Genomic DNA, 13,017 nt, shown 5'->3' on the forward strand with positions numbered 1-13,017 from the left:
GTTCACCGATCGGCCGATTCGGGCCGATCATCTGGGGATGTGCTGTCCATCCATACGACACTGGCGATTCGGCCGGTCGATCCTTCGCGACGGTGACTGAACAGTGTCCGGTCCTCGATGGTGCATCGCGGATCCTGAGCCACGCCGGACACTCCCGCGGCGAGCAGTTGGGCTCGGATACCGGCGGGGATGTCGAGCCCTGGGGTGTTGCGGACGGTCGTCGTCGCGCTGCCGGGGAGATGCTTGTCGACGTCCGCTCGCATGGACGCGGGCACCTCGTACTGGCGACCACTCGCGGCCGGACCCAGAAACGCACCGATGCGCGCCGGGACCGCACCGAGCTCGACCATGGCGGCCAACACGCGAGGCACGATGCCGATGCGGGCTCCGACCCGTCCTGCGTGCACGGCGGCGATCACTCCGGCCTCCTCGTCGGAGAGCAGGACCGGCACGCAGTCGGCAGTCAACACCACCAGACCGAGATCACGTTGCGTCGTCACCAACGCATCGGTCATCGGTAGCGGCTCGGACACCGGACCGTCGACCACCGTGACGGTGCGTCCGTGGACCTGCTCCATGAAGACGAGCCATTCGAGTCCCATGCCCAATCGATCGCCGAGGCGTCGACGGTTGGCCTCCACCGCAGCGGGGTCATCACCGACGTGGTCGCCGAGATTGAACGTGTCGAACGGCGGTGCCGAGACGCCGCCGTCCCGCGTCGTCGAGACGCGTCGGACACGAAACGGACCGGCGGATGCGGTGTCGGTCACCGCCGCATGAAGGACGGCACATCGACTTCGTCTTCGCCCTCGTCCTCGGCGATCGGCACGCGACGGCCGGAACCGACGGACTCGCGGCCCTGGCCGCCCGAGTCACGGCCGTGACCGGCTGCGGATTCGCGGCTCGACGATTCGCGGTTGGACGAGCTCGACGAGTTCAGCGGCGGCAGACTGCTACCACTCGGTGCGCCGACCGGGTCGCGGAACACGGCGCCGTCGGAACTGTCGCTCGACCTGGAGGACACCTCGCCCGAGCGAGCCGATCCGATCGGGCCACGTGTGGAGGTGGCCGCTTCGACCGGACGCCGCGTCGGGGTTCCGCCGTCGAAGCCTGCGGCGATGACGGTCACGCGGACCTCGTCGCCGAGGGAGTCGTCGATGACGGTGCCGAAGATGATGTTGGCGTCGATGTGTGCGGCTTCCTGCACCAGCGAGGCGGCCTCATTGATCTCGAACAGTCCGAGGTCGGATCCACCGGCGATGGAGAGCAGCACTCCGCGTGCACCTTCCATCGAAGCTTCGAGCAGCGGCGAGTTGATCGCCGATTCGGCTGCCTTGATGGCACGACCCTCACCGCGGGAGGATCCGATGCCCATCAACGCACTGCCCGCGCCGGACATGACGCCCTTGACGTCGGCGAAGTCGACGTTGATCAGGCCTGGAGTGGTGATCAGGTCGGTGATGCCCTGAACGCCGTTGAGCAATACCTCGTCGGCGCTGCGGAATGCGTCCATAAGGCTGACGGCCGCGTCGCCGAGCTGAAGCAGTCGATCGTTCGGGATGACGATGAGCGTGTCGCAGGACTCACGGAGCTGCTGGATGCCCGTGTCGGCCTGTCCACCGCGCCGCTTGCCCTCGAACGAGAACGGCCGAGTGACGACACCGACGGTCAGTGCACCGAGCTTGCGAGCGATGTTGGCGACGACGGGAGCACCACCGGTACCGGTGCCGCCGCCCTCGCCTGCGGTGACGAACACCATGTCGGCACCCTTGAGCACCTCTTCGATCTCGTCCTTGTGATCGTCTGCTGCGCGTCGGCCGACCTCGGGATCGGCACCTGCGCCGAGTCCGCGGGTCAGCTCGCGACCCACGTCGAGCTTGACGTCTGCGTCACTCATCAGCAAGGCCTGAGCGTCGGTGTTGACCGCGATGAACTCGACTCCCTTGAGTCCCTGTTCGATCATGCGGTTGACCGCGTTCACGCCGCCGCCGCCGATGCCGACGACCTTGATTACGGCGAGGTAGTTGTGCGGGGGCGTCATGGGCTCTCGCCTTCCGTGGATTGTTGCGTGAAATGTGGAAAACCCTCAACCTAAACCACAGGCTTAGAGTTATGTCAAGTACTGAACTGGTCGAAACGCTATTCATCGCCGACGACTATCGCCATTAGGCGCGCCGACGCCGCGCGAGAAATTCCCGTCGACCACGTCGAAACTATTTGGTGGTGGGCAGATCCGGACTCGACACGTCGAAGATCTGACCGGGCTGGGACAGCAACGCGATCGCCACCGCGGCCTTGCGCTGCGAGTCGTCCTTGCTGCCCCACACCACGGTGCGCCCGTCGAGCAGCAGAATCGAAATGTCGGACAGCGTGCTCGCGCGCAGCTCGCCTGCCTGATCGCGCAGCAGCGGTGGCAACGTATCGAGAACCGCGAGTGCATCTTTCGTCACCGGATCACCGAACACCGGGTTGTCGGTCACCAGACGCACCACCCCGGGCGGTGGCGGCGCGATCGCGAAATCGACCCCGGAGGAGTCGAGAAGATGTGTGCCGTCCGGAGAATCGAAGAACGCCACCGGTGTTCGCTCCTCCACCGTCACCTGCACGGTGGACGGATACTTCCGTTGCACACGAACCGTCGCCAGCGCCGGAATCGTCGCCACCCGCTGCGCCGCGGCCGCCGTGTCCACTCGAACCAGCGGAAGACCGACGGGTACGTCCAGCCGATCCAGGATCTCCTCCTCGGACACCGAGGACGCCCCCGCGACCGCAATGGTGCGAACGGACAACAGCGGCGTGAAGTACACCAGCGCAGCCGATCCCACCACGACGACCACCACGGCCAGCGCGATGACCAGGGCCTTGCGCCGCGACCGCTTCACCCGGGCGCGCTCTTCTTCACGCGCCAGCGCACGCGCCTGCTTGTCGGTGACCGCGGACGGCGAATCACCCTCTCCTGCAGCTGTTCCCGACCTCGAAGAACGGACTCGATCGGAGCGGCGGGTCACGTCGACGGCCGATCCTTCGGTACTCCGCGGCCGGTCGCAGCACCGAAATCGGTCTTCGAGCGAAGCGCATCGAGAATCGGTCCGCCGAGCATCGTCACGTCACCGGCACCCATGGTGATCACGACATCGCCGGGCACACTCAGATGGGCGACCTGCTTGGCCACCAACGACAGATCCGGCTGATAGTTCACCGGCTTGGTCACCGAAGCCGCAACCAGCGCCCCCGTCACACCGGGCAACGGCTCCTCGCGCGCGCCGTAGACGTCGAGCACGACGATCTCGTCGGCCAAGGACAGCGCGGCACCGAACTCCTCGGCGAACGTCGCGGTCCGCGAGTACAGGTGCGGCTGGAACACGACGACGACGCGGCCGTGGTCCTGACCCGCCACGAGAGCCTGGGCAGCCGTCAACACCGCGCGCACCTCCGTCGGGTGGTGCGCGTAGTCGTCGAACACGCGCACGCCGTGCTCACGTCCGGTGAACTGGAAACGCCGATGCACTCCGCCGAAACCGGTGAGCCCGGCCAGCAGTTCCTCGACTCCGGCACCGACCTGGCGCGCCGCGACGAACGCCGCCAGCGCGTTGAGTGCGGTGTGCCGGCCGGGGACGCCGAGCCGTACGGTGCGCGCCGCGTCCTCTCCTGCGATCTGCAACTGCGCGACGCCGCCGATGTCCTCGGGCTCCCACGCCAGCAGGCGAACGGCCATCTCGACCGGCCCGGCGTCGACGTCCGAGGACCCGTAACCCAGCACCTTCACGCCGGGGAGGTTGCGCTCGACCACGCGTCGAGCGAGCGCCGCCGAACCCGGGTCGTCCATGCAGGCCACGAGCACACCGCCGGGACCGAGGAGCGCGGCGAAATCGTCGAACACCTGAACGTAGGCCTCGGTGGTGCCGAAGTAGTCCAGGTGATCGGCCTCGATGTTGGTCACGATGATGACGTTGGCCGTGTACTGAAGCAGCGAGCCGTCGCTCTCGTCCGCCTCGGCCACGAACACGTCGCCGCTGCCGTGATGAGCGTTGGTCCCGGCCTCGTTGAGCTCTCCCCCGACGGCGAACGAGGGATCGAACCCGCAGTGCTGGAGGGCGACGACCAGCATCGAGGTCGTCGACGTCTTGCCGTGCGTACCCGAGACCAACAACGTGCGGTATCCCTGCATGAGAGAAGACAGCACGGCCGGACGCAGCACCACCGGGATTCCGCGTTCACGAGCTTCGACGAGTTCTGGATTGGTCTTGGGAATCGCGGCGTGGGTCGTCACCACCACGGTGGGTCCGCCGTCGATCATGTCCAGCGCGCTCGCGTCGTGACCGATGCGGACCTGGGCACCGCGTGCGCGCAGTGCGAGTACGCCGCGCGATTCCTTGGCATCCGAACCCGACACCTGTCCCCCGCGAGCCAGCAGGATCCGCGCGATGCCGGACATTCCGGCACCACCGATGCCCACCATGTGTACTCGTTCGAGCTCTGTCGGCAGATCCGACATCGCACCCTCAGTTGTCACGCGGACGTCTCCCTCGTTCTCTTCTCATGCTCGACGCCGCCCAGCTCAGCGCCGCGCCGCGTGCGCGGTATCGAGCACGATCTGCGCGACGGCAGCTGCTGCGCCCTTGTGCCCGGCACCGGCGGCGGCCCGAGACATGGTGGCAATTTTTTCGGTGTCGGCCAGCAGCGCGACCACCGTCTCGCTCACGTACTGCTCGGTCAGTGTCGCATCGGATACCAGGATGCCACCTCCGGCGTCGACCACAGGACGGGCGTTGAGTTCCTGCTCGCCGTTGCCGTGCGGCAGGGGCACGTAGACGGCAGGCAGACCGGTCGCGGAAACCTCGGCGACCGTCATGGCACCGGACCGGCATATCGCGAGGTCCGCGGCCGCATACGCCAGATCCATCCGGTCGATGTACGGCACCGCGACGTACGGCGCATTCGGATTGCGCTGCTCGACGTCGAGCGAGTTCTTCGGACCGTGCGCGTGCAGAACCGAGATACCGGCACCGGCGAGGGCCGCCGAGGCTCCGGACACCGCGTCGTTGAGCGATCGGGCCCCCTGCGAGCCGCCGAACACCAGCAGCACCGGGCCGCTCTCGGGCAGGCCGAAGTGCGCGCGAGCCTCTGCGCGGACGGCAGCCCGGTCGAGTCCGGTGATGGTGGGGCGCACGGGAATTCCGATCACATCCGCGTCGGCAGCACCGCGCGCGGCGATCCCCGAGCCCGCGACCGCGGCGAGTACCCGCTCGGCCGACCGGGCACCGACCTTGTTGGCGATGCCCGCTCGCGCGTTGGCCTCGTGGATGACCACAGGAATTCGGCCGCCACGGCCGAACAGTCGACCGCGGGCCGCGAGATAGGCCGGCAACGCGACATAGCCGCCGAATCCGACGAGTACGTCCGCCTCGACGGCCGCGAAGATCTCTCGGGTGCGGCGCACCGATCGCACGACGCGCAGCGGCAGCTTGAGCAGGTCGACGGTGGGCTTACGGGGCAGCGGAACCGGCGGAATGAGTTCGAGCGCGTACCCGCGAGCCGGGACGAGCGTCGTCTCCAGACCACGGCTGCTGCCGAGAGCGGTGACGGTGACGGTGGGGTCGAGGACACGCAAGGCGTCGGCCACAGCGAGCGCAGGCTCGATGTGCCCGGCCGTTCCGCCCCCGGCAACCACGACGGAAATCGGTCGAGATGTCTGCTTCACCGTCGATATCCTCGCTCACCCGAGCGGACGGGCGGGCGACCGGGTTGCGGTTCCGGTCGCGGACGGTACGCCGACCGCGATCCTGCGGCGGGCTCTCGCCGGACAGGTTCGCTCCGACGGGGGTTGCCGCGGGGTGACTCGCCCCGATACGCAGCCGATCTGGGCGACATCGTGTCGGTCCGTGAACTGGAGACTCGCGTGCGAGTCCGGCCGGGCTCGGCAGCCCTCGCTGCACGTCCGTCCTTGCCCTGGCCCTTACGGGACTCGAGGCGCTTGCGATCCTGCGCCGCCAGCGTGGGGCGAGTGGACTTCGAGCGCGCCATCGCAGCTCGCTTGGGCGAGAACACGGCGGGCAGCGGCAGCTTCAGAGCTCGCGCGATTCGGCCCTCCTGCCCCGCGTGCAGGGCCGCGATCGCCTCCGGTTCGTGCCGGGCGGCGCTCGCGATGATGCCGAACATCAGCAGCGTGATCGCGGTCGAGGTACCACCGTAGGACACCAGCGGCAGCTGCAGACCGGTCACCGGCAGCAGCCCGACGACGTAGCCGATGTTGATCATGGCCTGACCGAACACCCAGCACGTGGCACCTGCGGTCAGCAGACGCAGGAACGGATCGACCGAACGCATGGCGATGCGCAGGCCGGTGTAGACGAAGAGGCCGAACAATCCGATGACTGCCAGGCAGCCGATCATCCCGAGTTCCTCGCCGATGATGGCGAAGATGAAGTCGTTGTGCGCGTTGGGCAGGTAACTCCACTTCGCGCGGCTCTGCCCGAGCCCGCGACCGAACATTCCGCCGTCGGCCAGTGAGTATTTCGCCTGGGTGGACTGGTACGACAGACCCTGGGTGTCCTCGCCCGGATTGAGCCAGGCCTTGACGCGGTTGGATCGGTAACCGGCGGTGAACGCGAGCACCGTTGCCAGCGCCAGACCGGTCATCAGCACCGCACCGAACAACCGGGCGTTGAGGCCGGCGAACCACAGCAGCGCCACCAGGATGATGCCGAGGGCAATGGCGGTACTGAGGTTCGGCTGCAGCACGACGAGCAGACACATCAGCAGACCCGCAGGCAGCAGCGGCACCAACAGCGACTTGATGTTGCCGTGTTCGCTGCGACGCGAGGCCAACAGGTGCGCGCCCCACAGAACCAGTGCCACCTTGGCGAGCTCCGACGGCTGGAAGGACACGACGCCGAAGTCGAACCAGCGGCGCGCGCCCTGGCGCTCGGCACCGATACCGGGAATCAGCACCAGCATCAGCATGGTGATCGAGACCAGGAACAGCGGAAACGACAGCTTCCTGAGGTACCGAACCGGCAGCCGGAGAGCGACGTAGAACGCGACGACTCCCAGCGCGACACCGATCAGCTGCTGGGTGAAGAGCGCGTACCCGGACTCGTCGGCTGCGAAGGATTCGGCGGACGACGCCGACAGCACCATCACCAGGCCCAGCACCGTGAGCAGGACTGCGATCGTGACGACGAGGTGGAAGGACGCGAGCGGCCTGCCGAACCACAGGCCGATTCGGGTGCGTGGAGCGGCGGTGCGGCGAGGCGGACGCGGCGGCTGACCGGGGGCGGTCACGATCGCGGCGATCCGATGTCGGTGGCATCGAGGCGCTGGACCGACTCGGCGAAGCTGCGGCCACGGTGGCCGTAGTCGGCGAACATGTCCAGTGACGCGGCGGCCGGGGCCAACAGGACCGTATCCCCCGGCGCGGCGAGTTCGGCCGCATGGGCCACGACCGCCCGCATCACCGCATCAGCATCTTCAGCACCATGAGTCACACCAGCATCGTCTCCCGAAGGGAGCCTGACGACCGGAACATCGGGCGCGTGTCGCGCCAAAGCCTCTGCGATCTGCATCCCATCGCGCCCGAGAACGACCGCAGCCACGAGCCGATCGGCGATCTCGACCACCAGATCGTCTATCACCGCACCCTTCAACAGCCCACCCGCGATCCACACGACGCGATCGTGCGCCATGATCGACGAACGCGCGGCGTGCGGGTTCGTCGCCTTCGAATCGTCGATGAACGTCACCCCGCCGAGCTCGCGCACCACTGCCGCCCGGTGCGGTCCCACCCGGTAGGTCTGCAGTCCCACCCGCACAGCGTCGGGCTCCACCCCGATCGACCGAGCCAGCGCGCCCGCCGCGAGCGCGTCGAGGACGCCGGACGGGCCACTCGGCTCCACGTCGTCCGCAGCGAGAAGATCGACATCCTCGCCGAACGCGTTGTCGACGAGCATCCCTGCCCGCACTCCCAACTCACCCGACGCCGGCTCACCCAACCGGAAACCGAGGACGGTGGACGCCGCAGACCCGGCCGACAAGCCCGCCGCCCTGGAGTCGTCGAGACCGACCACCGCGACATCGCCGGTCAACGCACGAGCCTTCGCCTGGACGTAACCATCCATACCGCCGTGCCAATCGAGATGATCCTCGGCGATGTTGAGCACCACCCCCGCTGCCGGACGCACCGACGGAGCCCAGAACAACTGGAACGACGACAACTCCACAGCGAGCACACTCGGATGTGGGGTACCACGCAACGCGTCGGCGATGGGGAGTCCGATGTTGCCGCAGGCCACCGATTCGATGCCGGCGGCGTCGAGTATCGACGCCAGCATCGAGGTGGTGGTCGTCTTTCCGTTGGTACCGGTGACCACCAGCCAGCGAGTCCGGGGTCCGTACAGCTCGGCCCGGTCCACGTGCCAGGACAACTCGACGTCGCCCCACACCGGAATACCCTGTTTCGTGGCGGCCGCCAACACCGGAGAGTCGGGACGGAAACCGGGACTGGTGACGACGAGCGAGAACGCTTCGAGCGCCGCGGGATCGGCGAGCAGGTCGTCCTGCAGCACCACCGCAGCACCGGAGTTCGACGCCTCGTCCAGCGCGGCGCGATTCGAGTCGGTGACCGTGACCATGGCACCGAGATCCAGCAGTGGTTGCACGACGGCGAGTCCCGAGATGCGGGCTCCGGTCACCAGCACCGAACTGCCACGCAACCAGGTCAGGTCGGTCCGAGAGTCGTGCACAGATTCGTCCATGCCCTATCCGCCGACAGCAGCGAGATACTCGCTGTAGAACAGGGCGAGTCCGACGGCCGACGAGATGGCGGCCAACAACCAGAACCGGATGATCACCGTCGTCTCGGCCCATCCGGCCAACTCGAAGTGATGATGGAACGGTGCCATGCGGAACACGCGTCGGCGACTGGATCGGAACACCGCGACCTGGATCACGACCGACGCGGCCTCGGCGACGAACAGCGCACCGATGACCACCATGATCAGCTCGGTCTTGGTCACCACCGACAGGCCTGCGATCAGACCGCCGAGGGCCAGGGATCCGGTGTCACCCATGAAGATCTTGGCCGGCGCGGCGTTCCACCACAGGAAGCCGATGCAGGCTCCCGCGGCCGACGCACAGACCAGGGCCAGGTCGAGGGGGTCTCGAACGTCGTAGCAGCCGGGGGCAGGCCCGGCTGGGCCTGCGCACGCCTGGCGATACTGCCAGAAGGTGATGACGGTGTATGCACCGAGCACAAGCGTCATGGACCCGGCGGCGAGTCCGTCGAGTCCGTCGGTGAGGTTGACCGAGTTGGACCACGCGATCACGAGCAAGCAGACGAAGAACACGAAGACCACCGCGGACATCGACCAGGTGGCGATGTCGCGAACGTACGACAGTTGGGTGCTGCCCGGCGTGAGCCCGCTCTCACTACGGAACTGCAACACCAGGATCGCGAAGAGCACGGCCGCCGTTATCTGACCGACGTACTTGCCGGTGGCGTTCAGTCCCAGGTTGCGCTGTTTGCGGATCTTGATGAAGTCGTCGAGAAAGCCGACGAGACCGAGCACCGTGGTCAGGCCGAGAACGAGCAAGGCCGAGGCCGACGGACCGTCTGCGTCGTAGCCGATGCCGATCAGGTGCGAGCCCCAGTAGCCGGCCCAGATGCCGACCAGAATTGCGACGCCGCCCATTGTCGGTGTGCCCCGCTTGGACTGGTGGCTCGCCGGGCCCTCCACTCGAATTTCCTGGCCGAAGCCCTGTTTCGAGAAGGTCTTGATCAGCACCGGGGTCAGCAGGATCGCGACCGCGAGTGCGATACCTCCGGCGAACAGGATCTGCCTCACTGCTCACCCTCCGCAGTGCCGTTCGACGCATCGGCCAGCAGGGCGTCTGCGACGGTCCACATCGCCCCGGACTGCGAGGCCTTCACCAGCACGATGTCGCCTGGACGCACCTCCTCGTGCAGCACTTCGATCGCCGATTCCCGGTCGGGGACCAGCATCGATTCCTCGCCCCACGAACCCTCCATGACCGCACCCTGGTGCAGCGCCCGAGTGGGACGGCCGGAATCGACGATGATCAGGCGATCGACGTCGAGGCGGACGGCGAGGCGGCCGATCGCGTCGTGCTCGACCACCGAGTCCGAACCGAGTTCGCCCATCTCCCCCAGCACAGCCCAGCTGCGGCGTTTCGGTCCGTCGTCGCGACGCGACATCGACACCAGAGCCTTGAGTGCGGCGCGCATCGAATCGGGGTTGGCGTTGTACGAATCGTTGACGACGGTGACGCCGTCGGCGCGGGTGCGCACGTCCATCCGCCTGATCGACGTCGGTGCGGCGGCCCCGAGCGCCTGGGCAACCTGGGTCAGCGTCGCTCCACACTCGAGTGCGACGGCTGCTGCCGCAAGGGCGTTGCCGACCTGATGCTCGCCGTGGACCGCCAGGGTGATCGGTACCGAGCCCGCTGCACATTCGAGCGTGAACGACGCCCTGGCGTCGGTGTCGACCTGCACGTCGAGTGCTCTGATGTCGGCATCTGCGTTGCGTCCCACCGTGACGACGGATGCCGTTGTGCGCGTTGCCATTTCGGCGACGAGTCGGTCGTCGATGTTGAGAATCGCCACTCCCCCGTCGGCAGCACTCGGCAGAGCTTCGACCAGTTCGCCTTTCGCCAGTGCGATGGCCGCGCGAGAGCCGAACTCGCCCAGGTGCGCGGTTCCGACGTTGAGGACCACCCCGATCCGGGGCGGGGCGAGCGTGGCGAGTTCGGCGATGTGACCGATTCCTCGGGCCGACAACTCGAGACAGAGGAAATCGGTCTCGGCATCCGCTCGCAGCGCCGTCCAAGGATGTCCCAGTTCGTTGTTGAACGATCCGGGCGGTGCCACCACCGAGCCCAGGGGCTCGAGAACTGCAGAGATCAGATCCTTGGTGGAGGTCTTCCCCGAGGATCCCGTCACGCCGACGACGGTCAGGCCGTGCTCGGCGGTCAGCTCGACCACCGATGCCCTGGCCAGAGCGCCGAGTGCGGTCAACACTGCCGAACCGGAGCCGTCCGGGTCGTTCTCGAGTGCCATCGCGCGACTGTCGTGCGGAACCGGACGCACGACCACGGCCGGTACGCCCACCGGGCGCGCGGCCAACACCAGTGCCGCACCTGCGGCCACCGCGTCGGCGGCATGGTCGTGACCGTCCACCTTGGCTCCGGGAAGGGCCAGGAAGATACTGCCGGGGGTCACCTTGCGGGAGTCGAACTCCACCGGTCCCGGCACCACGACCGCCGGATCAGGCACGTCGTGCACCGTGCCTCCGACGATCTCGGCGATGCGGTCGATCGAGAGCGGGATCACCGTACGCCCGCGCTCGTGCCGACCCGGCGCGCATCGATGGCCGAGGCGAGTATCACTCGGTCGTCGAACGGATGCTTCACGCCCGCTACCTCTTGGCCGGTTTCGTGCCCTTTACCTGCGATCAACACAACATCCCCTTCGCGTGCCCACGCCACGGCCTGTTCGATCGCCGCTGCGCGGCCTGCCACGTTCCGTACTTCACCGCGGGCCTCGTCCGGCACCGACAGCGCGCCGTCCTCGACGGCCTGCCGAATGGTGGCCGGATCCTCGCTTCGCGGGTTGTCGTCGGTCACCACCAACAGCTCGGCACCGCGTGCTCCGGCGGCACCCATCAGGGGACGCTTCGCGGTGTCGCGGTCGCCACCTGCTCCGAGCACCACTGCGATCCGTCCGCGCGAGGATTCGCGCAGGGTCGCCAGCACGGCCTCGACGGCCGCAGGCTTGTGCGCGTAGTCGACCACCGCCAGAAAGTTCTGCCCACGATCGATCCGCTGTACGCGACCCGGCACGTCGACCGTCGCGACCCCGGTCACGGCGCTGCGCACATCGGCCCCGGCCACCGCGCAGGTAGCCAAGGCCAGCACGGTGTTCGCGACGTTGTAGCGACCCGGCAACCGGACCGAGACCGGCAGCGACGCACCCTGCGGATCGGCGACGGTGAACGACTGCGTGCCGTCGTCGTGCTTGGCCCAGTCCGAGACCGTCCACTGTGAATCGGCACCGGTCGACGCGGTCACCACGGTCGAACCGGCCGATCGAGCGATGTCTGCCATCCGCACGCCCCACGCGTCGTCGACACAGACGACGGCGGTGTCGGCACGAACCGCCGAGTCGGCCGCGAACAGGCGACTCTTGGCCGAGAAGTAGTCCTCGAGAGAATCGTGGAAATCGAGGTGGTCCTGCGAAAGATTGGTGAACGCGCCGATCGCGAAGCGCGTGCCGTCGACCCGGCCGAGTGACAACGCGTGCGAGGACACTTCCATCACCACCGTGTCGACACCCTCCTCGACCATGACGGCGAAGAGCGCATGCAGTTGCGGAGCCTCGGGCGTGGTGAGCGCGCTCGGAACATGCCGGCCCAGCACCCGTGTCTCGATGGTGCCGATCAGACCGCACCGACGACCGGCTGCGGTCAGGCCGGCTTCGAGCAGATAGGACGTCGTCGTCTTTCCCGACGTACCGGTGATGCCGATGACGGTCATCTTCGACGACGGGTTGCCGTAGACCAGAGCGGAGACCGCCCCTAACACCTGGCGCGGACGATCGTGCACGAGTACCGGAACCTGTCGATCCGTACCTGCGAGGGCTCCCCGCACGATCTCGAGTCCGGCCGGGTCGGTGAACACCGCCACCGCACCACGCTCTACTGCGTCGGCGACGAACTCGGCACCGTGTCGTGACGATCCGGGCAGTGCTGCGAAGAGATCGCCGGGAAGAACGGACTGTGCGCGCAGATCGATACCGGTCACGCTCACACCGGCGGGGTCGCCCTCGCCGATCGTTGCACCGACCGCGGACGCCACCTCCCGGACTTCGGTGTGCGGTGGATGCGCCGGACGTGAACCCGGAGCCGGTTGTGAATCCGATGACACAGTCACTCCTGCTCCCTTCCTCTCTACTGCCGGCCGCGCGCCTGCCACAGCTCGATCACGCCGTGGCGGCAGCCGAAC

General features: G+C 67.5%; 10 protein-coding genes. All 10 read right to left on the reverse strand.

Annotated features, from left to right (window positions below; translation table 11 throughout):
* Window positions 1–2: 2 nt before the first annotated feature.
* Window positions 3–770: a peptidoglycan editing factor PgeF gene (gene pgeF, locus AB0366_RS21465; protein ID WP_366245726.1), complete on the reverse strand. Its 768-nt coding sequence runs from the start codon at window positions 768–770 to the stop codon at window positions 3–5.
* Window positions 767–2,041, reverse strand: a complete 1,275-nt coding sequence (gene ftsZ / locus AB0366_RS21470; RefSeq protein WP_121869622.1) for a cell division protein FtsZ — start codon at window positions 2,039–2,041, stop codon at window positions 767–769. The genes pgeF and ftsZ overlap by 4 nt, the downstream gene beginning before the upstream one ends.
* A 172-nt stretch (window positions 2,042–2,213) precedes the next feature.
* Complete coding sequence (locus tag AB0366_RS21475; protein WP_121869621.1) at window positions 2,214–3,008, reverse strand: FtsQ-type POTRA domain-containing protein; 795 nt, start codon at window positions 3,006–3,008, stop codon at window positions 2,214–2,216.
* Window positions 3,005–4,495 (reverse strand): UDP-N-acetylmuramate--L-alanine ligase, encoded by a 1,491-nt coding sequence (murC, locus tag AB0366_RS21480; protein ID WP_366245772.1) that lies wholly within the window; start codon window positions 4,493–4,495, stop codon window positions 3,005–3,007. Before murC ends, AB0366_RS21475 begins: the two co-directional genes overlap by 4 nt.
* A gap of 63 nt (window positions 4,496–4,558) precedes the next feature.
* Window positions 4,559–5,701, reverse strand: coding sequence for an undecaprenyldiphospho-muramoylpentapeptide beta-N-acetylglucosaminyltransferase (gene murG / locus AB0366_RS21485; RefSeq protein ID WP_366245727.1), 1,143 nt, complete (start codon window positions 5,699–5,701; stop codon window positions 4,559–4,561).
* A complete protein-coding gene (gene ftsW, locus AB0366_RS21490; RefSeq protein WP_366245728.1) occupies window positions 5,698–7,284 on the reverse strand; it encodes a putative lipid II flippase FtsW in 1,587 nt (528 codons plus the stop codon). The genes murG and ftsW overlap by 4 nt, the downstream gene beginning before the upstream one ends.
* Window positions 7,281–8,753: a UDP-N-acetylmuramoyl-L-alanine--D-glutamate ligase gene (gene murD / locus AB0366_RS21495; protein WP_366245729.1), complete on the reverse strand. Its 1,473-nt coding sequence runs from the start codon at window positions 8,751–8,753 to the stop codon at window positions 7,281–7,283. Before murD ends, ftsW begins: the two co-directional genes overlap by 4 nt.
* Before the next feature lie 3 nt (window positions 8,754–8,756).
* A complete protein-coding gene (gene mraY / locus AB0366_RS21500; RefSeq protein ID WP_366245730.1) occupies window positions 8,757–9,842 on the reverse strand; it encodes a phospho-N-acetylmuramoyl-pentapeptide-transferase in 1,086 nt (361 codons plus the stop codon).
* Window positions 9,839–11,347, reverse strand: coding sequence for a UDP-N-acetylmuramoyl-tripeptide--D-alanyl-D-alanine ligase (gene murF / locus AB0366_RS21505; RefSeq protein WP_366245731.1), 1,509 nt, complete (start codon window positions 11,345–11,347; stop codon window positions 9,839–9,841). Before murF ends, mraY begins: the two co-directional genes overlap by 4 nt.
* Window positions 11,344–12,945: a UDP-N-acetylmuramoyl-L-alanyl-D-glutamate--2,6-diaminopimelate ligase gene (locus tag AB0366_RS21510; protein WP_366245732.1), complete on the reverse strand. Its 1,602-nt coding sequence runs from the start codon at window positions 12,943–12,945 to the stop codon at window positions 11,344–11,346. Before AB0366_RS21510 ends, murF begins: the two co-directional genes overlap by 4 nt.
* Window positions 12,946–13,017 lie beyond the last annotated feature (72 nt).

The organism is Rhodococcus sp. NPDC076796, assembly GCF_040702765.1.
In the GTDB taxonomy this organism is placed as follows: Bacteria; Actinomycetota; Actinomycetes; order Mycobacteriales; family Mycobacteriaceae; genus Rhodococcoides.